This window comes from Chryseobacterium piscicola, assembly GCF_900156685.1.
Classification (GTDB): domain Bacteria; phylum Bacteroidota; class Bacteroidia; order Flavobacteriales; family Weeksellaceae; genus Chryseobacterium; species Chryseobacterium piscicola.
Genome location: NZ_FTOJ01000001.1, coordinates 797,106 through 818,907, shown reverse-complemented (window position 1 = coordinate 818,907; position 21,802 = coordinate 797,106). Strand labels below are relative to the sequence as shown.

The window sequence follows — 21,802 nt, the reverse complement described above, 5'->3', positions numbered from 1 at the left end:
TTTTTTTACTAAATTATTTTATTAATGAAAACTTATCAATCAACAAATTCTTTACAGAAAAAGGAATTTCAATTAATCCATTTTGTTCCCAATAATTATTAATATAGTTTGTTTTCTCAGAATGATTAAAGCTATTTTTTAATTTTCCTAAATCATCCTTTGTTAAAAATTCTCTCTCTAAAACTTGCACATTTTGAATTAGTTCATATTTAAAGTTTACTTTTTTTTGTGTTATCAAACTTTTATAATACTTGGAAATATTTTTAAGATATTTAATCGAGGGAGTTTTTGAGGCAAATCTTTCAGAAATATTATAGTTTTCGATTTTAGATGACATGCCTAATAGCGATTGTTCTTTAAATCTTGAAGGGGTATAATATTCAACAAATACATTTGAATTTTCATCAGTTTCCTCGATATTTCCAATGATATTATTTTTTAATTTTATTTCATCAGTTTGAGTAAAAGTAAAATCATTCCAGCGATTCAACAGAATTTCCTCGTAGAAATTAAACGGTTGAATTTGTGATCCAACACTTAATGTTGTATTACCTAATTTTTTGTAAAACTCATTAATAAAGGGAATGTTTTTAAAAACTCTTGTTTCAATAATATTAAAATCAATTAGTTTATTTTTGGATAAGGAAATATAATATTCTATAATTCCGTCAGAGAACGATTGTGGTTCATTATCTATAATTTGATAGGAGGTAAAATATGATCGAAGCACTAAATAATCAGCATTTTTTGCTGTAAGAATTACTTCTTCAATATCTTGAATAGGATCTAATAATAATATTGATTCATTTTTAAAATTTTTCCATGTTATTTTTTTTATTTCAAAATTTGGATGGATAAATTCGATACTATCAGAATCTGATATTTTAAACTCATTTTCTACAAGCGGATTTGACACTTTACCTTCTTTATCTGAAACCAAAAGAATCTGACCAGTTTTTGATATAATGGTAACATTTGAAATTGCTTGTTTTGTACCACTATTGATTATAACTTGAGAAGTAACAGTACAAAAAATAAGAGAACAAATAATAATAAAGTATTTTTTCATTTTTTATTTTTTTATTTTCAAAACAATATGCCCATTATGGGCATATTGTAAAAGTTAAATCGGTCTATTGTCCCATTGGTTGAACAGACTTTGGACAAGGTCCCCAACTGACATGAGTATTTCCTGGAATACCATCAAGTACTCCAGTAATGCAGATACCAATTTTCAAATCTGATTCTTCATCACCGCCATTAATTTGTTTCATTTTTGAATTAGAAAGAGAAATCATTTTACCCTTAAGGTTTTCCATTTTTTTCATTGTAATAAAATTTAAAGTTTTAAAAAATTGTTTGTCATATATTACCTGACATGGGGTATTGCTGATCAGCTTTATATTCAATTTTTTGCACTGTACACATACAAAAAATAAACATTCTTAATTTTAATAGTATTGATTATTTGAATTTTAAAGAAAAGCCATGTAATACAGATTTCAAATATAATTTTATTTAATCAGTGTATTTAACTGCCTTATCTAATTCAATTGGGTTATAGTTCTTCTTCAAATTAATACGATATTCTCTTGTAATATCTCTCAAGCCCTGCTTTGTATTTACTATTTTCCCAAAATAATCTAATTCCCATTTATTATTATCTTCCATATTCTGATATTCTGCAAAGGGATTATTATATTCATCTACAAGTAATTTTTTATAAATGTTAGTATTAATCTTTAGTGGCTTATTACCAAAATGAGTTTCAAGTATATTATTTGTGTCATATTCCGTTAACCTTTTTTCAAAAAAAACCAAATTATACAAATAATTCTTCTTAGTATCTAATACTTCCATTACCAATCCTGGTAATCCTCTAAATTTATATGGCCCTTCGGATATAGGAATTTCTGAACAAAACCACGCAATCCATTTTCTACCTCCCCAAGCAGTTTCCGCCATTTGCAATTTATAGGAATTTGCAATTTTTGTAGAATCTTTTATTTCCCATTTTATATCATCAATTGTTGAAAACATAAAATATTTATCTTGAATAAATACGAAATTATTATTTTCATTTGATGCTTTTTTTCTAGTTAATAATTGTTGCAAAGAATTTGCATAAGACAACTGCATTCCTTTTCTGTACAAGGAATCATACTTTAAAAGTTTATTATAATAGAATTTTGTAGTAGTTTTATTAATATCTAAAATCATAAAAACACTTTCATAATCCGAACTTAATGAATCTTTTTTATAATCAAATTTATAAGTTACTTTATAATTTTGGGCACAATTAAAAATAGAAACAATGTTACATAATAACAATAAAAATTTCATAATTCGTGATTTTTTTAAAGTTCACATCAAAAATTGATATGAACTTTAATTTTTGGGGGATTAGGCTACTGCACAAAGAGATTTAGCCATCTTGTTAGCAGCACCGCAATCACCACTAGGATCTGTATAACAAGAGGTTCCTGAAGAACATGACACACAAGACTTACATCCTCCTCCTACAATTCCACCATTGATAGAAAGTAACTCCTCTCGAGAAAGTTTTTTTAGATTTTTCATATTAAAAATTGATTAAAATTTTCCTACTCGTTAGCTTTTCGGATTCCGCTTATTTTGATTTCTCATTCACAAACCTATATAACGAGATACAAAATTCATAGCATTTACTTTATATATTTATAAATATATACTGTAAAAATAAGACGTAACAATCAGATAATCAATTTTGTATAGGAGAATTATTTATTTCAAACTTTACTCAAAAATTTTCTTTAATTCTTCTGGTGAAATATCATTTGTACAATTTTAAATCTATAAAATTATTATTTCGCTGTATTTGTTTCTCGGTATATTTTGCTTCTTCTCTCATCTGCTGCTTCATGTCTATTTTGTTTCCATTCACATCAAACCTTTCTCCACTTAGAAGTCCAGGATTCATTAGCATAAATTGTTCAGTCCCTCCAATTGGTCTTTTCCGAAATTCATTCCATTTACGGTTAAATTGTATCTCTTTTAATTCAATGGGTATAAAATATGGTCTATTAAAAAGATTTGTTTTAGAATTAAAAGTTTTATAATTCTCCACCAACAAAAATGAATGTTGATTATCCAAATCATTCATCTGTATTATTAATCCCGGAAGGTTGCCAAAAACATAAGGTCCCTCTGCGATAGGGATTTCCGAAGTGAACCAAGCTTCCCACTTACGATCTCCAAAATCTACAGTAGCATGTTGACAATTATATCCTTGAATTTTTTTTGTTTCATTTGATAGCTTCCAAGCTAAGTCTATTTTTCTTATTACTTTGAAGGGTTGAATCCCTATATATTCAATTGTATATTTATATTTTTTACTTTTATAAACTTTATTTTTAAATTCTCCATCTGGAAGAGTAACAGATGATTGGCTTTGATTTTTTTCAATTGCCGAAGCGGTAGCAGAATCCTTCTTTGCAACAATATCACTTAAAAATTCCGAATGGTCTTTGTATATTTCTAATCTTGTATCCTCGGTAATAATACTATCTATTTTTGTAGAATCTGGAACAAACTTATATGTGTAAATAAATCTTTGAGTCTGAGCCATTATACACAATGGTAAAAAAATAAAGATAAAAAATAGTTTTTGCATTTTAGAAAAAATTTAATTAAACACATAAAAATTACTAGAAAAGTCTTAACTTTTTAAAAGTTAAGACTCCTTTTAACTTGCCTTCAAAGGAAATTAAAAACCTTTGACATTAGCATCTACAACAATCCCAATGTGCTGGCCCTCCAAAATTGTTATAAATTGCCCCACATGCACATCCGTGACCAGATTCGCATCCGCCTGAATCTGGCGCTATTTTTCCGCCGCTAACATTTTTCAACTCTTCTCTTGAAAGTTTTTTTAGATTTTTCATAATAAATAATTTTTAAAATTTTCCTACTCGTTAGCTTTTCGGATTCCGCTTTTGTTCAATAAAAAAAATAGGATTGAGAAGAAATTCATTAATAAAATATCTTCTCGAAATATATAAATTTTGGTAAATCATACTTCAGTATTTCTTTTTATATTATTACAACTCAAAAGTTTATAGTTAATAAATGTATTTGTTTTAAATATTAAAACAAGCAGAATTTTAATGAAATTAACCCGAAACGAGGTTAATTATTAATTTCAATAGAATTCGTCATACGTCGCATTTGTTTAGAAAGTTCATTGCCTAAATTTTTTATGTCCTTTTGGATTTTCACGATATTGCCATCATTTAATAGAAATGTATAATTACTATTTGAAATGTGCATTTCTTTTATGTTTGCATTGGGATCTTTGTACCCTTCATCGATAAGTTTATTCAACTGCATTTGGGTTATTTCTTTTTCTTTTTTTGAAAAATCATGTAATTCTGCAATTTTATTTTTTTTAACTTCTATCAAACTAAATTCGTGGTTCTTTTGTTCATCATAGATTTCAACAATCAACCCTGGTAATCCCGAAAATTTATATGGTCCTTCAGAAACAGGAACTTCTTTTGTAAACCAAGCAATCCAATTTCGCCCTTTATAATTTGTTTCTGCCTTTTGACATAGATAATCTCCTATTCTTTTTTCTTCAGCCACGAGAACCCATTTCGGTCTTTTTTTTTCTGTGATTTTCATTCGAATCGCAGAATAAACTGTGTGGTATATAATTTTATCTTTCAATAAATCTTTGGATATATTATACGTTAGGTTAGAATTGTGCTGTAGAAAAAACAGCCTTTGTACAGCTGTTGCTCCATTTTTACTTAAAATTGAGTCATTATATCTTTTTGCATCATTATAAAAATTAGATTCTTTTTTACTGAGATCAACATCAAGGGTCATTATATCTTGAACAATAGAATCTCTTTTATTACTGTCTGGTATAAAACTATATTTGTAATGAAACCGGTATTGAGAAAATGAAAATAAAAACGAGAAAAGCAGTAAAGCTGAAAATATGTTTTTCATAAATAAATAATTTTAAGATCACAACTATCCGCCCATCACAATATGAAGGAAAGTTGTGATTATTTAGGAAAATTATTATGTTCCAGCTGACATTATGTAACATGCTGCTGTACAACCCTCAAAAGTTACATATTCTCCTAAATATTTAACACCACAATAGCATGAAAATCCTCCATTTACAGTTTTCAACTCCACTCTAGAAAGTTTCTTTAAATTTTTCATAATAAATATTTTTTTTTATTTTCCTACTCATTAGCTTTTCGGATTCCGCTATAATATTTATGAATGACAAACTTATACCACAACTTTCAAAATTCATAATAATTGCTTTATACATTTATAAATAGATGATTGTTTAATTTATTATAACATACTTGCCATTAATTAAACGCATATTGAAAATATGCCTCGTTTGTAAATGATATTATACATCATTTAGAATAGATTTTGAAATAACTTAATATTACTTCTAATTCTTTTGTGGCTATTAAGGAAGAAAAGTCTTTTTTATTTGTTTTTCACAAGTTCCTGCATTCCATAATATTTTATTGCTTGTTCTTTGAGTGGATTTGTACTCCATTGTTCCCACTTTGATGTGTATGGGTTGTACCCACATTTTAGTGGTTTGGAAATATCTAAATTATCTTCATTAAAATGATTGCGTTCTGTATATGCACGACAATCAGTGCATATATATCGGTATTCGCAATCTTGGCATATTTTTATATCGTCTTTTGTGACTGACCAGTATTCTTTGAAGTCAATTCTTTTTATTACTGAATCAATAGACTCATTTTTTATATTGCCATATGATTTAGCCATTGACGGGCAATTTTTGATATTTCCATCAATGTCAATGGATAATTTTTTAAATAAACATGAATTAAAACATAAGTTTTCAGAAATTTGATTAATTTCTCTCGGGAAGAACATATCAGAACTCACTTTCCCACAATTTTTTCTGGAAAGAACATCCGTTGAAAAAATAATTTTTTGTTCATTATTTAATTTTTTATTTTCTGTAGCATTTACAATCTTAGAACGAGAACTCTGTAAAATAAAAATATTCTTAATAAATGGAAAAGAGTTTAGGAGTTTAGCATAACTCGCAACTCTATAATCTGCTGAAAATTGTAGATATAAGTTTATACCGTTCAAGGAATTAAATTTGAACTCTCTGAAAATACCAGAAATTGTAGAAGGATCAATGTTTAAATAAAAGCGTAACTCATAAAATTTACATCCCAAATTATCCAAATCCACTAACCAACGCTCTATATTTAGCAGTTGTTCCCTTCTATCAATCTCTATAATAGAATTATTGATTTGTTCCGGACTAAGATATTGTGTGCTTATTGCAGGAAAAGAGTCTTTGTTATCAGTGAAAAAACCCAGATCATTGGTGATAATGAAATTGATGAACATCTCCAAGTTTTCATAATCGTAAATGCCCTTAATATCATGTATGGTATATTTCTTAAAGTCTTCGATTAGTTCAAAATAGGAAACCGGTAACTCGAAAACTTTATTACGAGATGAATCTATTAAAATGATTTTTTTTATTCCTTTAGTGACAATTACGTCAGGGTAAATCAGTAGATGCAATTTGTCATTGTTATTTTCGATGCTGTTTCTCATTGTTCACTGTGATGGTTTTAAAATCTATATCCGTTGAGATTAATTTAGAATTAGTCATATAAAATTCAATCGCTCGATATTTACCGCTGTAATAGCAATAATTGGTTTCCTTTTCCTTAATAAGCGGATTGTATAAAATAAAGTTCAAGAATATTGGTAGATTTTTATTGCGTTTGGGTTTAATTTGCTTTAATATTACTTTCATTTTGGATATCAATTTTAATTAGTTCTTCTGCCATTATTTTTTCCAATCCATAATTACAAGGTCGGGAAGTCATTCCAAATTGACCTACAGGATTTATTTCTAGAAAATAATAATTGTCGTGTATATCTACAATTAAGTCGACAGAACCTGTGTTCAATTTGAAGTGATTAAAAATTTGAATAAGTTTATTCTGAATATCTGTGGGGAGTTTGAAAGGAATATTTTTATTTGGATTCTTTTGATCATATTTTCTATAATCTACCATCGTCTTGTCATTAAATTGCGACATTATAGCCATAGAATAAAATTTGCCTTTCAGAAAAAAAGATCTTATTTCAAATTTCTTTTCAATCTGAATTTGAAACAAAGAAGGCATAAACATATCAGGGAATCGAGGTAATTCTTTGGCTGAAATCTTTTCTGTATATGTATAATACGCATAATCTTCAGCAAAATAGTATAGTCCATCACTAATTGCCTTGGTAATTATTTTATGATTATCTACCAATTCTTTTAGTTGTAGTTTTTTTGCTAGTATGAAGGTGTGAGGAATATAAAGCCCTATGGATTTTGCAAAATCCAAAACCATTAGCTTGTTTAATTTTGAATTAAAATAACTTCCGATAGAATTATTTTTTTCAAATTTCTTTTGAAGAAAAAGAGCAAGATCACGAAATTCATCATTTATCAATCTGTTTATTCTGTTGCCCTCCTGAAATAATATTTCCTTATCATCAATATTTTTTTCTGTTCTGAAATTATGTATAAAACCGCCCCTACGATACCAAACCGCAGATATATCTTTATAGGATAGTAACGTGTCTTTATTAATTTTAATAATAATATCATCGTTAATTAAATCAAATTTTTCAATCTCACACGAATCATCTTTATTTATTCGGATAAAATCGTGACCAAGTTTCTCAATCCACCTGCACACCTGCGTAGTAGTGTAATCGTTGCTAATACTAAATATTAATATCATAAAAAAAATATAATAAAGGAGGATATTAATTTCCTCCTTTATTTTTAAGATTATTTAAATTTACTAAGTAGTCACTTACAAGTATACCGTTCCAGTATCTTGATCTGCAGATCCACCCGAGCCGTCTGAATCCGAGTCTGCCCCAACTGTATTTGTTTCTGCAGTTCCTCCGCAGCTAGAGCCGTCCGCAAGCTTCCCACCTTTAAATAATTCGAGATGTTTGATGTCTAATTTCTTAACCTTGAATTTTTGCAATGACTTTTTCATAATAGAATTTTAAAAGTTAACCTTGTTGTAAAACTCCTCCGTTATCAGCATCGGATGATCCTCCTGGGCCATCAGCATCCTGATCTGCACCGGATGTATTGGTTTCAGCAGTCCCACAATTGGAACCATCAGCAAGTTTCCCGCCTTTCACTAGTTCAAGATACTTTAAATTAAGTTTCTTTACTTCAAATTTTTGCAATGACTTTTTCATTTTTTTTGATTTAAGTAGTTAATAAATTTATGTTTGAGGTACCACAGTTCCTGTATCGGTATCAGTTGATCCACCTGGACCATCTGCATCACTATCAGCACCTGCTGAGTTAGTTTCAGCGGTTCCACCACAATTGGAACCATCAGCAAGTTTCCCACCTTTCACTAGTTCAAGATACTTTAGATTAAGTTTCTTTACTTCAAATTTTTGCAATGTTTTTTTCATATATTAAGCTGTTTAAAAATGTCAATTTTATGGATTTCCTTTGTCTGATAGTCCATCGGCATCACTATCGCCCCTGCAGAATTTGTTATTAATACTCCACACATAGTTCCTCAATCAGCAAGTTTTCCACCTTTTACTAATTCAGCATACTTTATGCTAAGTTCATTTACTTGAAATTTGGATAATACTTTTTTTTATTTTACTAGAATTTAATTATAGTTTACCGCATTCTTCAATTCAATAGGATTATAATATTTTCTTATTATTTCCTGTCTACTTTTCTTTAGTTTATCCAACTCGCTTTTATCTTTAATTACTTGATTATTTATTGTGACAGTACCACCAGACTCAATAGCTTTTTTTGCACTATCGTATGGATTGTCATATTTATCTACCAAAAGCTTATTGTATTGCTTGATACTTATTGAAATAGGCTTTATTCCATAATTAGTTTCAATAAATGAGGAAGTATTGAAGTCGTGTAAAAGAGTTTTACTCTGAAGTAGCGTATAAATAAAATTCTTCTTTGCATCATAAATACTTACTATTAGTCCGGGTAATCCATTAAATTTATATGGACCTTCACTAAATGGTATTTCACTGGTAAACCAAGCTATCCATTTTCTGCCAGCAAAGACTGCAGACGCTTTTTGAACGTGATATGGTGATAGGTAGGATGTTTCATTTTCGATTTTCCAGTCAATTCTATCTTCTGACGAAATAACGAAATAGTCAAAGTCCACACTAATATATTGTCTGTTCTCATGTGAATTCACATCTCTCGCAATTCGTTGGTTAGTCTGTGAAGACGTCTGTATATTTGAACCTGTGTTTTTATTTATGGAATCATATTTTAAGTATGGATAGTCATAAAATTTTGTTTCTTTTTTGGAAATATCCAAAATCATATTTTCGACCTCATAATTCGGGGATAATGAATCATATTTGTATCTTAATTCATATTCAAAACGATATGTTTGCGATTTTAGAGATACACAGCATAAAGCAAATATACATAAGAGTAATTTAATCATGGGTGGGTATGTAGCATAAAAAATTTGCATCTCGAATAATTTTAAATGTAAATTATTAACAAAAAAATTCTTTAGCAAACATAAAGCGAGATATCCTAAAAATCAAAAGGTAATGTTTATACATTTATAAATTCATAATATGAAAAATATTTAACTAACTAAAATACAGTGATTTAATTATTTGTAATTTTTAATTCTAATGCGATTTTGGACTTATAGAATCTAAATAAAAAATCATAACAAACCATTTCGTGTGCTCTATTTTTAGATTTAAAAAGTCGGTTTATCATCATATGTATATGGCTGGCTAAAAAACTATTAAGATTAACCTCCAAGGATTCCGTTCTCAACAACGCCAAAATTTCATCCTTTAAATTTTTTATACTATTATTTCTTTCTTCAATTATATCATAAATATTATTAGGATTTTTGTTGTCAATTGTATCTGATATAGTTTGTTTATATAATCGGAACTTATCACTTAAGCCATTATTCGTAATTTTTGACTTTCCAAATTCCGCTTTGAAGGCATTGCTCAAAGTTTCTAAAAAATTCTTTTTATCTGATAATTTATACTGAAATAAATCCAATAAATCATCAATTGCTTTTAAGCCAAAAAGCCATCTTAAATTCTCATCATTAAAGTTTTTTAAATAATCAACAACCATTATGCTATCATAGAAGAATAGTTTTTCGGCAATTTCAATTGTTTTCGAACCATATCTTTCTATTTCTCTATTGTAGGTATCTATCTGAATTTTCCAAATAATAGATTCTTCTGTTAAAGGCAATAAAATATTATGCATTTCTGCAATAATTTTATTAATCAGAGAAGTCTGAACACATTTAAACCTTATTCTTAAATGACATTTAGGATCATTATATCTTATAAAAAACCACTGATTTATAATATTTTTTTCAAGTAGCTGCTCTGCTAACGGCTTTATTTTTTCTACAAGAATATCATCACTGGATTTTGTACCCATATATAATTTGTAATAAATCCAGTCACTACCAAGTATATTATATGTTCTGGTATTGTTATGCATATTATTAATTTTTGTGGAATGACATTATAATCTCATTAGAAAAATTTCTTCCAAAAGAATCCTTAACTATTTGCTGGTTTTGGCTAAATATAAACTCTGTCAGTTTCAATTTTTGTCTATTTTTAACTGTTTCGATGAACATTTCAACAGAAGTGATATTTTGTAAATTTATTAGTAATTCGTTGTCTCCGTCACTTAGAAGCACTAAATCCGGAAGTGAAAATTCTTGTTTGAATATTTTCAATTGTTCTTTTAGATTGTTGTGTTTCTTCCCTTCAATTAGCGGTTTGATGTCTTCTAATTGAAAATTCCACGAAGCATAAGAAAGTATTAAATTTTTATATTCTATTCGTGGGATAAATTTGTATAAATAATCGAAGTTGCTGATGTCTAAATATAATCCAGAACGATCGTTCAGCTGCATATCGCTTAGAAAGTGATAAATAGGAAGTGTATTGTTATTGGCATAATTATGTGCATTGGTTAATCTTGGTAATATTTCTTTGTTATAGAATTTAGATCTGAGCACTATTTTATTATTCCTTACAGACACCATTATGTCGTCGATACTTATCTGTTTTTCTAAAGGTTTTACTGAACGAGCTAAATAGGGAATTTCATAATTCCTAAAATCTGGTCGTGACAAAATATTTCCGACTCTTGCTTCGGGAAGACGCACTATCTCTGCAACGATTTTACCAGAATTGTATTCTGTTTCAAAATTGATTATTTCTTTTACAAATTCATTTATATTTTCGTCGCTATGGCAAAATCTTGCTAATAAGTTAGCTCCGCTTCCTCCACCTCCTCCGGAAAATTTTATTTTAAGAACATTATTTTCTTCTATTACTTCTGTAAAAAATGAGATTGTTTCCGGTAAATCTTCAAAAGAAGCATCTGGTAGAAAGGCAAAATCATTATCCTCCAATTGTATTACAGAATGCTTTTTCTGAATGGCTTTTATTATCTTTTTCTGAATAATATCATCTATAATTGTCCATTTTATTTCTCGAGCTTCTTTAGGATCTTTCTCGGGCTGTAAAAGCAAAATATCATCAATTAGCGGATTGTCGTCGTTAGATTTTGTATTTAAACCATATCCAATTCCGACCTCAGGATCTAATACTGTTGATATTGGCATTTCGTGCTCCTCATATCTTTCATAAAATGCTTCTTTAAAATGATCTAAATAATTTTTGGATTTGACTTTTTTAATTTTATTGATAAGTTTTATTACATTTTCAATATTTTTTAAGATCTTTTTATCAATGAAATTAGATTTAGCTGATACAACTAAATCACATTGAAAAAGGTATTTTAAATCAAAAGGAATTTCTTTTTTTTTAATAGATTCGCTAATAGAAATATATTCACTTATAGGATTCCCAATGGAATTATCCAAATTTTTAAGATTTTTTTCTATAGATTCTATGAATTGTAGATTTTCGTCATCCTGACCAAAATTATCTTTTAGTATAATGGCTAACTGATTGATAAATTCTAAACCAGAAACGGATGGCTCTAATTCACTGACAATCAACTGGCTTTCAATTAATTCATCCACAAATTCTTTTGCTTCATCATAATCAATTTCTACTTTCGTTAGAATATTTATAATTTCATTTATCTGTAATCCTTTTTTTGTGTCAGTTATAATTTTTTCTAAATATTCCGAATAATCAACAGCAACAATATCGTAATGCCTTATATTGTTTTTATAAGAACATTCTATATACCTATATTTATCACCAATTTTATAAAGACTGGTATTTGGATAAAATTTCAGATTATTTCGTATGCTATCAATTTTCATCAATTTATCCGATAATGCAACCACATAATTCATATCCAATCTTGTATGGCGCTTATGATTTATTGGCTTATCTATGATGATTTGAGTTTGATCTGAAAAATGCCCGACAGAGCAACCGGCAAATAATCCGTAAGGAGTGCATCTAGAAGACATTCTGGAAAGATATTTTAAAACACTATGTTTTAATTTTAGTTTTTTCTCATCATTTGTAATTTCATTATTCATCCATTTGTCTATTTGAGAAGAAAAAGATGGAGAAGCTAAAAATATCGCTTCACGAATAATTTCATTTTTGCAATAATCTATTAATTTCTGATCAGATATAAATTCAGTTGATGTTAAATCTTTATATGATTCTAAGGATAAAATCGGAGTTCTTAACACGAATTTTTCAAAAGGACTATAATATGTTTTCTTCATAACTTTCATTTAATCTATCAAAAAGATAGATTCCCATTTTATTGATACGTTTTCATTTAATAAACTATCAATCAAAAAAACACCTATTCCTGCGATACCATCTAAAAGTCCCAAAGTATTTTGATATTCTCCTGTTGCTGTTTTTTTCATATAACCAGCCAATCCATATCTTTTATTTGCAATTAACAATGTATCCTTAGTAAATTTTTTGTATAATTTTAAAAACTCAACATTGCTCGTTATTGAATACCACTTTTTATGATAATAAGCTACGCTTATCGTTCCGTGACAAAATCCTGCATCGCAGTTTTCTTCATTCAATAATGCTAACTGTAGAGATTCTCTTTTTAGTGTAGATAAAGCGATTTCTTCAGATAAAGCAATTAAGTTAATATCATTTAGAATTTTTCCTGCCTTATACAAACCGTAAGAAACTGATTGGTCTCCATAACACCATCCCAAATGAATATTATAATTCGCAGTATGTTTATTTACAGCGATACTTGGAAATTGGCAAAAACTATTTTCATCATCATTTCTAAACAACAAAACTGTTTTTACACTTGTTTTGATTCCTTCTCTGACAACCTGATTGTCAGGAACTAGCAATAAAAACTTTGAAAATAATAAAATGAATGAGATATGCCCGTGCGCCAATCCAATATTTGTTTTATGTGAATTTTGGTTAATTTCTGTATTATTTATAGATTCTAATGCTTTTTCATAATCCCATTTTACAATTTCAGAAAGCTTCTCAAATAATATAATAATTTTTCCAGAAAAAATTTCTTTTTTATTTCGTTCGAGAAAATAATGAGCTATCCCCGAAACTCCGTGCAGGAAATCTATATGCTCCATTTTGTCTTTACTGTCTATGTGGTCGATATAGGAAAGAAAATAATCTATAGTATCTAAAAGTATCTCATCAATGACTTCAAGTGCTTCTTTAAAATCAATGTTTTTCAGTTCGTCAGATTCTTCTAAAAAATTTAGCATATAACCGATCCCAGCAAGTCCAAGGCAATAAGTTTTTGGGATGTTTTCATCACTTTCATTTAATCTTTCAAAAATAAAATTAAGAATTATCTCAATTTTATCAAGATATTTTGATTCGTTAGTATATTGATAAAGCATATAATAAAAAATTGGCACTCCGCTGACTCCTGTAAACAATGAAAGGTCTGACACATATGGTTCTTTATTCCAAGTTTCTTTTATATAGCTCTCAATTTCATGTATTTTTTTTAGGGTATTCATATTGATATGTGATACAAGCCCTAATTAATTAGGGCTTGTTATTAAAATTATTGAGATAAACTTTTAAATTAACCCATATCTTTGGTTACACAATTATTTGTTTTTGATGGACCATCTCCTCCATTTGAACACCAACAGCAAGTGAAATCATTCCAAGAACTGCTTGCAGAAGCTTTCCCACCATTAATAGACGCAGATTGATCTCTTGTTAGTTTTACGATTTTTTCTTTGTTCAATGATAATTTTTTTGGTTTCATAATGATAAATATTTAATTGGTTTTAATTTTCTACTTGGTCACATCTGAAACATTCAGATTTGGCACACGTATTCCAAGAATCTTTCGTGCCATCACCACCAGTACACAAACCGCAGGTGAAATTATGACGAGTGCTCACTGCCAATCCGCCTTTAATTTGTGAAGATTGCAAATCAGTCAATTTGCTAATTTTTTCTTTGTTTAGACTTAGTTTTCGTTTCATAATATAAATTTTAAAATTGGTTTTTAATTTGAATAATTAATTATTCTGTCTTTTTCAATTGGGTTATTATACCTTTTAATAGACTTGCGTAAACTCTCGTTTATTTCTCTCCTATTTTTTGAATTCACGATAGTTCCATCATTTAAAAAAAAATCTTCATTTTTTGAATCTCCAAGTCCGTTTTTGATGAAATTTATAGGAGATTCATAAAATTTAATTTTGGTATTTTTATACTTTTCCCACGTTACTGGAACAGACATTTGTCTGGACATTTCAATGAATTGATTTTCGGACATTTTTGTTATATTTTCAGATTTTACTAATTCAAACCTGTAATTATTATTTTCATCATAGATTTCTACAATTAACCCAGGTAATCCGTGAAATTTATATGGTCCTTCCTGAAAGGGAATTTCAGATGTAAACCAAGCTATCCAGTTTCTTCCGCCCCAAGTTGCTACAGCCTTTTGTAGGGTTAAATTTTTTATTTGTTTTTTTTCATTTGTTAATTTCCAGTTTTGGAAATCTTTTGTTTGTAGTTTTAGAATCGTATTTTCCAATAAATCATATTCATCATAATTATCACTACTTGCTTTATGAGATACAATTGTAGATGTGTTCAGTTTCATATTTTTTGGAAAAGGAATATTGTTATTAATTAAAGAATCAGCAACAAAAAAATCTCTGGTATAATATAGAACTTCACTTTTCCGTATGTCGAGCAAATAATTTTCTTTTGTGGTAAGATTTGAAGTTGAATCTTTTTTATATTCTACGTCATAAATAAATCGGTGTATTTGAGACTTAGCAAGAAAACTAAATAAGAACACAAATAAAAAACTAATCTTTTTCATACGATTTTTCATCTATAAATTTTTGTTCTTCTTCGGATAGTAAAACGCTGTTGTTTTGGGTTTTCTCTTTAGAAATGTTTTCCCAAATTCTTTTTGTAAGATCAATTTTATTGGGAAGTTCAGAAATATTAGTTTCGCTGAATTTCTGAAAAATAATTTCCCTGCTAAAACTATTTTTTTGTTTTAATTCGTCATAAGTACAATAACTATATCCTTTCGTTCCAGAAAGAGAAGGAAGATATTTATCACCTTTTTTATAGAAATCATAGTAAGTGACTCCATTTCCCACTTTAAACTCATATTCCAATCCGTTTTTGTTTTTTACTTTATAGGAAGGATATTTGCTTTGATCATAGTTCAGTTCATAATGGATAATTGTTTTGTCAATTTTCTGATAAGTAATTGTGCCAGAAACATCTATTTCAGAAGTATTTATTTTAAAGACAATTGTTTGCTCATTATTTGAATCATTAACAATCTTGCCTGAATATTTTGCATCTTTTGTTTTGAAATAATAATTAACTCGTGCTAATTCATAGTTGAAAAATAGGTTTCCTATAAAATCCTTTGATCGATTCAAAGATTGGCCCTTACAAAAATCATTTTCAGAAATAGTAGATTTGAAATATTTTACAGAATCAACCTCCATTTGAATAAAATTATCGAATCTTTTATTAAAAGCATCTTTATAATTGTAGGTATTGGATTCTGTCCAAAGTTTACCATCAGCTATCAAAAGAAAACTTAAGATATCATCATCACTGTTTTTTTGTTTGTAAAGAATGTTATAAATAGACGGTTTGCTGTAATATCTCTTTTCGTAATTTTTCAAAACATCTGAAAAAAGCTTTTTTATATCAATATTGATAATTTTTACTTCATCAATTTCCTTATACAAGGGTTTTAGTTTTACGATTTTGTTGAAATGTGAAAATTTTTCTGTCTGGAAACCCAAGGCAGAAACTTCTATGTTTTTAGTAGTTTTGGGCAACAAAATAAAACCATCATCATTGCTATACATTATCATAGTTGCATCAATTATTCGCGCATTTGGAATTGGATCACCGTTTTCTGAATCAATAATTCTTAGTTTCAAATTTTGTGATTTGAAAATACCAATAATTGAAATAAAAAGTATTACAAAAATTCTTAACTGTATCATTTTTAAATATCTTTTACAAACTTATCGAGTTGTTGTATTTAATCAAAATATTTACTTTATAGATTTATAAATTCATAATTCAATATAATTATCAACTAACACATAACCAGAGTGTTATTTGAATAGTTGAAAATATCAATTGTCTTATAGATGAGATTATATTATGGATTGATCTGTTATGAATTAATATAACATTAGGGTTGAAAGGTTGATTTTTCTAGGTGTTCATTCAAGGAAAAGACACTAATTAAGCCCATCAGAATTTGTAATTTATAGATGAATAAATAATATTAAAATTCTCAATTTTAATATGTGAAAAAAATATCTTTTTATGAGACATTATTAATCCTCTGGCAACAAAATTGTCAAAAAAAGTATAAGGGAAACGTTGCATTGGCTAATCTTTTGGTTGGTAATCAGGATGTCCAAGTTGCCAAAAAGCGAATGCAAAAAGATCTCCGATATTGGCATATCTCTGTACTGCGGAATTACTAGTAGCATGGCCACCCTCATAATCAATTTTTAATAACACAGGATTAACTGAGGTATTATTTGCTAATAACTTTGCAGCAAATTTTGTAGAAATCCAAGGAGTAACGATAGGGTCGTTAATACCTACAGTAATTAAAGTCGCTGGATATTTTCCACCTTTTTCTATATGATGATAGGCATCCATTTCTTTTAAAGCCATAAATCCTTCCAAATCATTTACCGAACCATATTCTTGAACTGTGGTATTTCCAGTTCCTCCTGAAAATTCTTTTCTTAATGTATTTAGACTTCCAGATTCTATCATTATTGCAGCAAATAAATCAGGTCTTTCTGTCATTGCTCTGCCCATTAAAATTCCTCCGGCACTTCCTCCTAAAAGTGCTATTTTTTTTGGTGAAGTATAATGCTGAGCAATTAAAAATTCCGTACAAGCAATTAAATCTTTCCAAGAATTGGATTTTTTCAATTTTTGTCCGTCAATATGCCATTGTTCTCCTTTTTCTCCGCCACCTCTTACGTGCGGAACTACAACCATACCTCCTTGGTTAACCCATAATAAATAACTCAAAGAAAAATAGGGATAATAGGATTCTGCAAAAGCACCATAACCATTAATAAGTACAGGAGTATTACCATCTTTTTTAATGTTTTTATTATGAATTAAAGATAATGGGACTTCTACGCCATCATAAGATTTTATAGTAATTTCCTCAACAACAACATCTTTAAATTCTGGGTATTCAATAATTGGAGTAAGATTTTCAGAAATAAACGAATTGGTTTGTAAGTCATATTTGAATCGTTGTTCTTCATTTGCCCAACCTGAACAGCTAATCCAAATGTCTGAAAAATTTTTCCCTTTTGCTTCCAAATAAATATTTCCTGCTACAAAAGGGGTTTCTATATTAGTTTCTTTTCCATCTTTGTATAAATACAGTTTGGCTTCTACACCATTTTTTGTTCTTGTAAAGTAAACCCCATCTTTGGTTATTTTATAGCTTGTTATAACTTCATCTTGCTTTTCGGGAACCAATACTTCTGGATTTGTGAAATTAGGATTGTTCGTATTGGTTTTACACAATTTATAATTCAAAGAATTATATCCGGATAAAAAATAAATTTCATCATTTGCTAAGCTTATGTTTTGTACCTTATCTTCTTTTGTATATAATGGTTTCCAGTTTTTTTTGCCTTCTAAAAGATTTTTCTTGCTAATTATAAATGTGTTTCTAAAATCTTCAGAATCCACTAAAATCCCGATATAGTATTTGTCATCAAAATTAAATGCCAAAACAGCAGGAAACGCCGTTTTTTCTATTCCAAGATTGGGATTGTGCGGATTAGAGAATACTACATTTAATTTTTGAGGATTTTGCCCTATTTTGTATAAAACGGACTGTGTATTTTTTCCATATTCTTTAGAACTGCTGTCAATGGTGGGATATGAAATATAGAAAAAGCCAGAATTGTCTTCCAGCCATCTGATTCCTCCAATATTCGAAGGATCTGTATTTGTGATAATTTCAGGATGAATATATTTTTTTCCTACGTCCATTACAATGACTTCGGAAAATTCTTTACCATTTTCTGTTAAAGAAATTGCTAATTTGCTTCCATCCCAACTCGGACTCAATAGGTTGATTGTAAACTGATGTTTTAATTTTTCCGTTGTACTTTTAATTGAAGAACTAAAATCTGCTGGATCATAAAGTATTTCTTCTTTTCCATTAAATCCATTTCTGTAATATACTTTTGCCGACTTCTCACCGGCATTTCTTTTAAGATAAAAATATTTATCATTGCTTGTAATGTTTAAATCCGAAACGGCAAAACCTTGCCTTTTATCAAATTCCAATCTTTTGTTCAGATAAAATTTTTTATTTGGGATTTTATTGATAACTGAAATAGCATAATCTGTCTGAGATTTCATCCATTTAATGGTGGATAAATCTTTCAAGTTTTCTAAATTTCTGTATTCATCAACAATTTTATTACCAAAATATTCGTCTATAACTGGTAAAGATGGAGCGGGATTGCCTTTTTGAGCAACCATAAATTTAGCAAAAAGAAAAGCAATGATAAATATTATTTGTTTCATAAGAAACTACAATCTAATTGTATCGTCTGTTTTTTTACTTGCATTTTCAGGAAACATACAACCTGTTTTTTCCAAATCATCATCACCACCTTTTATAATCTGTAAATTAGTGATTTTCGAAATTTTCAATTTGTTTAATGAAAGTTTTTTTGCAGTCGCTTGCTTTTTCATATACTATATTATTTTATAAATTAGTTGTGCAAATAAAACCATATTTTTCAAAACTTCAATGAGTTGTATTTATAGATTTATAAATATATAACAATAAAAAAGTCTTTATTAAGCTTGTTTACAGGATATTACGCCGAATAGCTAAGATTGTTGATTCTTCTGAATATAGCTTATACATTCTGTGTAATTTTCCTATAATAAAATGGTATTTTTACAAATTATTACATTATGAAAAATATGAGATATTTTTTCCTTTTATTCATTGGATATTGCAATCTACTATATTCACAAAATAGTTTATTTGAAAACTTGAATAAATATTCCTACGAAGAATTAGAAGATAAATTTTATAGTTATAAGGATAATAATGAAAACGAAGAATCTCGAATAGTTGCAGAGTTTTATATTAAAAAAGCAAAAAAAGAAAATAAAGATAAAAAGTATATAGCCGAAGGATACGTACTGAATCATTACAATAAAGACTTACCGGTCGCATTAAAATATATAGATAGTTTAGAGATTGTTAGTAAAGATTTGCAGGACGATAGGTATCCTGGTCGCATTTATTTACTAAAAGGAGCGTTATATTATGCTATAGATAATTTAAAACTTGCATTAGACAATTATATTATTGCCCTAAAATATGCTACAAAAAAAGATAACAAAAGGCAAATTGCAATTGCAGAACTACAGATTGCATTTTTGAATGGTTATATAGGAAAGCATAAAGAAGCTGTAAGTGTTTTGGAATATTACAACCACCATACAGAATTTTTAACCCAAAATGATATAGAGTATATTCAAGTTAATTTAGCTGATTCTTATCTGGATGTTGGCGAATTAGAAAAAGCAAAAGAATTAATAAATGATGGTCTTAGTTATACTCTGAAAAATCGCGAATATGCAAGACATAACAGATATTTATCTTTATTGGGAGAATATTATTTATTAACCAAACAGTATCCTAAATCAATTGAAATATTAGAAAAGAGCAAAGCTTATTTTTTAAAAAATAATATTGAGTTGGATGCTAATTATGCAATGTTGTATTTAGGACAATCTTATGCTGAATCAAAAAACAAAGACAAAGCTGTAGAAAATTATATCAAAATTGACTCTATTGTTCAAAAAACAAATAATACTTTTCCGGAACTTCGGGATGTTTATAGTTATTTAATTGATTATTATAAAGAGAAAAAGGACAAAGAAAAACAACTTTATTATATTGATAGATTTCTCAAAATCAATTCTATTTTAGACACTCAGTTCAGATATATTTCTCGTGAACTTCCGAAAAAATATGATACACCAAAACTTTTATCTGAAAAGGAAGAGATTATAAAAGAATTAAAAAACAAAAAATATCTATCTAATACAACAATAGGAATATTATGCTTTCTACTGATATTCATTATGATTTTGTTCGTCAAGGCAAAAAGAAAAGAAAATGAATATAAAAAAATTGCGCAAGATCTCATAAAATCTGTTAGCGAGAAAAGTCATTCTCCTGAAAATAAAATTGAAAATGAAGTCATTGCGAATCAAGAAGTTTTTGATTCTGAGAAAAATAAATTACCCGATGAAATAGTAGAACATATTTTAAAGGAATTAAAAATTTTTGAAGAAAAAGAACAATACTTAAAAAAGGGTATCACAGTCGAGAATCTGGCAAAAAAATTTAACACCAATTCTACCTACCTATCCAAGGTAGTAAACATATACAAAGAAAAAAGTTTCCCCAGCTATTTAAATGATTTGCGCATTGATTATGCTTTAATCAGATTATTAAATGATAAAAAGTTTCGATCTTATAATTTTTCAGTTATTGCCAGTGAATTAGGTTATAATAATGAACAAGCATTTGCAAAAGCTTTCAAAAAAAGAACTGGAACAACTCTTACTACCTATCTGAAAGAGATTGACAAACCATCCTAACAATTTTTTAATTGATTACGCTATATATATAATTGATTTTCAATTTTTTATAAGGATTTTCATTTATAAATTTACAGTATAGATTATAAATGTAAAATTTCTTTATTTTTTCTATACTTACTATCCACATCACTTCTCATTACAACATTAATTAGGTAACCAAAGTGGTTATACCTATTCTATTACTTCTCCCTTATAGCTTCTGTAAAAATGCACCAATCAAAAATTACAAAAAAACATATCCTCAAATTTCAATTATTTGTTATGCTAAAAAGAACCCATCTTACTTCTCAAACCTATATAAATCAATCCTTACCCAAATCCGAAACCTCCGTAAAATAATCCCACCTTATTTCAAACACAGCGTAAAATAACTCCACCCTGCTCACAGAGCCTGCGTAAAAAAGACCCACCTGCAAAAATTCAATTTTGTTGCTTTTTTTCTTCAAAAGCAATGGCTCTAAAAAAACACTGATTATCAATGATATCCGAAATTTTCCAGATCTCTGAA

The 21,802-nt window shown here is 28.3% G+C and carries 24 protein-coding genes; 1 reads left to right on the top strand and 23 read right to left on the bottom strand.

The genetic code is table 11. The features are described 5' to 3' along the window. Positions 1–13 precede the first annotated feature (13 nt). The 23 genes from BW939_RS03860 to BW939_RS15805 form a co-directional block, all read right to left on the bottom strand. Complete coding sequence (locus tag BW939_RS03860) at positions 14–1,069, bottom strand: hypothetical protein (RefSeq protein WP_076449962.1); 1,056 nt, start codon at positions 1,067–1,069, stop codon at positions 14–16. Positions 1,070–1,133: 64 nt separating this feature from the next. Next, entirely contained in the window at positions 1,134–1,319 is a 186-nt protein-coding gene (locus tag BW939_RS03855; protein WP_123891550.1) for a hypothetical protein, read from the bottom strand. Positions 1,320–1,518: 199 nt separating this feature from the next. Continuing rightward, complete coding sequence (locus tag BW939_RS03850; protein ID WP_076449958.1) at positions 1,519–2,343, bottom strand: GLPGLI family protein; 825 nt, start codon at positions 2,341–2,343, stop codon at positions 1,519–1,521. A gap of 60 nt (positions 2,344–2,403) precedes the next feature. Next, on the bottom strand, positions 2,404–2,580 hold the full coding sequence (locus BW939_RS16220) for a bacteriocin-like protein (RefSeq protein WP_105170182.1): 177 nt from the start codon (positions 2,578–2,580) through the stop codon (positions 2,404–2,406). 232 nt (positions 2,581–2,812) lie between these two features. Beyond that, complete coding sequence (locus tag BW939_RS03845; RefSeq protein ID WP_076449956.1) at positions 2,813–3,652, bottom strand: GLPGLI family protein; 840 nt, start codon at positions 3,650–3,652, stop codon at positions 2,813–2,815. A gap of 109 nt (positions 3,653–3,761) precedes the next feature. Next, the gene (locus tag BW939_RS16215) at positions 3,762–3,923 is read right to left on the bottom strand and encodes a bacteriocin-like protein (protein ID WP_449384810.1); all 162 of its coding nucleotides are present in this window, start codon (positions 3,921–3,923) and stop codon (positions 3,762–3,764) included. Positions 3,924–4,167: 244 nt separating this feature from the next. Further along, positions 4,168–4,995, bottom strand: a complete 828-nt coding sequence (locus tag BW939_RS03840; protein WP_076449955.1) for a GLPGLI family protein — start codon at positions 4,993–4,995, stop codon at positions 4,168–4,170. A 75-nt stretch (positions 4,996–5,070) separates the two neighbouring features. Next, positions 5,071–5,217 carry a bacteriocin-like protein gene (locus tag BW939_RS16210; RefSeq protein ID WP_449384809.1) on the bottom strand — a complete coding sequence of 49 codons (147 nt, stop codon included), beginning with the start codon at positions 5,215–5,217 and terminating at the stop codon, positions 5,071–5,073. A 285-nt stretch (positions 5,218–5,502) separates the two neighbouring features. Then, entirely contained in the window at positions 5,503–6,633 is a 1,131-nt protein-coding gene (gene gwsS, locus BW939_RS03835; protein WP_076449952.1) for a grasp-with-spasm system SPASM domain peptide maturase, read from the bottom strand. A 179-nt stretch (positions 6,634–6,812) separates the two neighbouring features. Beyond that, on the bottom strand, positions 6,813–7,823 hold the full coding sequence (gwsG, locus tag BW939_RS03830; protein ID WP_076449950.1) for a grasp-with-spasm system ATP-grasp peptide maturase: 1,011 nt from the start codon (positions 7,821–7,823) through the stop codon (positions 6,813–6,815). A 75-nt stretch (positions 7,824–7,898) separates the two neighbouring features. Further along, the gene (locus tag BW939_RS03825) at positions 7,899–8,090 is read right to left on the bottom strand and encodes a hypothetical protein (protein ID WP_076449948.1); all 192 of its coding nucleotides are present in this window, start codon (positions 8,088–8,090) and stop codon (positions 7,899–7,901) included. Positions 8,091–8,106: 16 nt separating this feature from the next. After that, positions 8,107–8,301: a hypothetical protein gene (locus BW939_RS03820; RefSeq protein ID WP_076449946.1), complete on the bottom strand. Its 195-nt coding sequence runs from the start codon at positions 8,299–8,301 to the stop codon at positions 8,107–8,109. A gap of 27 nt (positions 8,302–8,328) precedes the next feature. Further along, the gene (locus tag BW939_RS15810; RefSeq protein WP_159439252.1) at positions 8,329–8,466 is read right to left on the bottom strand and encodes a hypothetical protein; all 138 of its coding nucleotides are present in this window, start codon (positions 8,464–8,466) and stop codon (positions 8,329–8,331) included. Between the two features lie 269 nt (positions 8,467–8,735). Further along, positions 8,736–9,560, bottom strand: coding sequence for a GLPGLI family protein (locus BW939_RS03810; RefSeq protein ID WP_076450165.1), 825 nt, complete (start codon positions 9,558–9,560; stop codon positions 8,736–8,738). 173 nt (positions 9,561–9,733) lie between these two features. After that, positions 9,734–10,609 carry a thiopeptide-type bacteriocin biosynthesis protein gene (locus BW939_RS03805; protein WP_084566583.1) on the bottom strand — a complete coding sequence of 292 codons (876 nt, stop codon included), beginning with the start codon at positions 10,607–10,609 and terminating at the stop codon, positions 9,734–9,736. Positions 10,610–10,613: 4 nt separating this feature from the next. After that, positions 10,614–12,842: a lantibiotic dehydratase family protein gene (locus BW939_RS03800; RefSeq protein WP_159439251.1), complete on the bottom strand. Its 2,229-nt coding sequence runs from the start codon at positions 12,840–12,842 to the stop codon at positions 10,614–10,616. A gap of 9 nt (positions 12,843–12,851) precedes the next feature. Then, positions 12,852–14,099, bottom strand: coding sequence for a lanthionine synthetase LanC family protein (locus BW939_RS03795; RefSeq protein ID WP_076449938.1), 1,248 nt, complete (start codon positions 14,097–14,099; stop codon positions 12,852–12,854). 68 nt (positions 14,100–14,167) lie between these two features. Then, positions 14,168–14,356, bottom strand: coding sequence for a class I lanthipeptide (locus tag BW939_RS03790; RefSeq protein WP_076449925.1), 189 nt, complete (start codon positions 14,354–14,356; stop codon positions 14,168–14,170). A gap of 22 nt (positions 14,357–14,378) precedes the next feature. Next, a complete protein-coding gene (locus BW939_RS03785) occupies positions 14,379–14,579 on the bottom strand; it encodes a class I lanthipeptide (RefSeq protein ID WP_076449923.1) in 201 nt (66 codons plus the stop codon). A 23-nt stretch (positions 14,580–14,602) separates the two neighbouring features. Then, positions 14,603–15,433: a GLPGLI family protein gene (locus BW939_RS03780; RefSeq protein ID WP_076450163.1), complete on the bottom strand. Its 831-nt coding sequence runs from the start codon at positions 15,431–15,433 to the stop codon at positions 14,603–14,605. Further along, positions 15,420–16,595, bottom strand: coding sequence for a carboxypeptidase-like regulatory domain-containing protein (locus BW939_RS03775; RefSeq protein ID WP_084566581.1), 1,176 nt, complete (start codon positions 16,593–16,595; stop codon positions 15,420–15,422). Before BW939_RS03775 ends, BW939_RS03780 begins: the two co-directional genes overlap by 14 nt. Positions 16,596–16,992: 397 nt before the next feature. Then, positions 16,993–19,185, bottom strand: a complete 2,193-nt coding sequence (locus tag BW939_RS03770) for a prolyl oligopeptidase family serine peptidase (RefSeq protein ID WP_076449920.1) — start codon at positions 19,183–19,185, stop codon at positions 16,993–16,995. A 6-nt stretch (positions 19,186–19,191) separates the two neighbouring features. After that, complete coding sequence (locus BW939_RS15805) at positions 19,192–19,356, bottom strand: hypothetical protein (protein WP_159439250.1); 165 nt, start codon at positions 19,354–19,356, stop codon at positions 19,192–19,194. Between the two features lie 228 nt (positions 19,357–19,584). Between BW939_RS15805 and BW939_RS03765 the strand changes: the two genes are divergently transcribed. Then, positions 19,585–21,291 (top strand): response regulator transcription factor, encoded by a 1,707-nt coding sequence (locus tag BW939_RS03765; RefSeq protein WP_076449917.1) that lies wholly within the window; start codon positions 19,585–19,587, stop codon positions 21,289–21,291. Positions 21,292–21,802 lie beyond the last annotated feature (511 nt).

Coding starts and splice junctions, on each gene's coding strand:
- BW939_RS16220 (WP_105170182.1), bottom strand. CDS start 2,580: ATGAAAAATCTAAAAAAACTTTCTCGAGAGGAGTTACTTTCTATCAAT.
- BW939_RS03845 (WP_076449956.1), bottom strand. CDS start 3,652: ATGCAAAAACTATTTTTTATCTTTATTTTTTTACCATTGTGTATAATG.
- BW939_RS03795 (WP_076449938.1), bottom strand. CDS start 14,099: ATGAATACCCTAAAAAAAATACATGAAATTGAGAGCTATATAAAAGAA.
- BW939_RS03820 (WP_076449946.1), bottom strand. CDS start 8,301: ATGAAAAAGTCATTGCAAAAATTTGAAGTAAAGAAACTTAATTTAAAG.
- BW939_RS03775 (WP_084566581.1), bottom strand. CDS start 16,595: ATGATACAGTTAAGAATTTTTGTAATACTTTTTATTTCAATTATTGGT.
- BW939_RS03855 (WP_123891550.1), bottom strand. CDS start 1,319: ATGGAAAACCTTAAGGGTAAAATGATTTCTCTTTCTAATTCAAAAATG.
- BW939_RS03770 (WP_076449920.1), bottom strand. CDS start 19,185: ATGAAACAAATAATATTTATCATTGCTTTTCTTTTTGCTAAATTTATG.
- BW939_RS03825 (WP_076449948.1), bottom strand. CDS start 8,090: ATGAAAAAGTCATTGCAAAAATTCAAGGTTAAGAAATTAGACATCAAA.
- BW939_RS16210 (WP_449384809.1), bottom strand. CDS start 5,217: ATGAAAAATTTAAAGAAACTTTCTAGAGTGGAGTTGAAAACTGTAAAT.
- BW939_RS03840 (WP_076449955.1), bottom strand. CDS start 4,995: ATGAAAAACATATTTTCAGCTTTACTGCTTTTCTCGTTTTTATTTTCA.
- gwsG (WP_076449950.1), bottom strand. CDS start 7,823: ATGATATTAATATTTAGTATTAGCAACGATTACACTACTACGCAGGTG.
- BW939_RS03850 (WP_076449958.1), bottom strand. CDS start 2,343: ATGAAATTTTTATTGTTATTATGTAACATTGTTTCTATTTTTAATTGT.
- BW939_RS03790 (WP_076449925.1), bottom strand. CDS start 14,356: ATGAAACCAAAAAAATTATCATTGAACAAAGAAAAAATCGTAAAACTA.
- BW939_RS03800 (WP_159439251.1), bottom strand. CDS start 12,842: ATGAAGAAAACATATTATAGTCCTTTTGAAAAATTCGTGTTAAGAACT.
- BW939_RS03785 (WP_076449923.1), bottom strand. CDS start 14,579: ATGAAACGAAAACTAAGTCTAAACAAAGAAAAAATTAGCAAATTGACT.
- BW939_RS03810 (WP_076450165.1), bottom strand. CDS start 9,560: ATGATTAAATTACTCTTATGTATATTTGCTTTATGCTGTGTATCTCTA.
- BW939_RS03805 (WP_084566583.1), bottom strand. CDS start 10,609: ATGCATAACAATACCAGAACATATAATATACTTGGTAGTGACTGGATT.
- BW939_RS03765 (WP_076449917.1), top strand. CDS start 19,585: ATGAAAAATATGAGATATTTTTTCCTTTTATTCATTGGATATTGCAAT.
- BW939_RS03860 (WP_076449962.1), bottom strand. CDS start 1,069: ATGAAAAAATACTTTATTATTATTTGTTCTCTTATTTTTTGTACTGTT.
- gwsS (WP_076449952.1), bottom strand. CDS start 6,633: ATGAGAAACAGCATCGAAAATAACAATGACAAATTGCATCTACTGATT.
- BW939_RS15805 (WP_159439250.1), bottom strand. CDS start 19,356: ATGAAAAAGCAAGCGACTGCAAAAAAACTTTCATTAAACAAATTGAAA.
- BW939_RS03780 (WP_076450163.1), bottom strand. CDS start 15,433: ATGAAAAAGATTAGTTTTTTATTTGTGTTCTTATTTAGTTTTCTTGCT.
- BW939_RS16215 (WP_449384810.1), bottom strand. CDS start 3,923: ATGAAAAATCTAAAAAAACTTTCAAGAGAAGAGTTGAAAAATGTTAGC.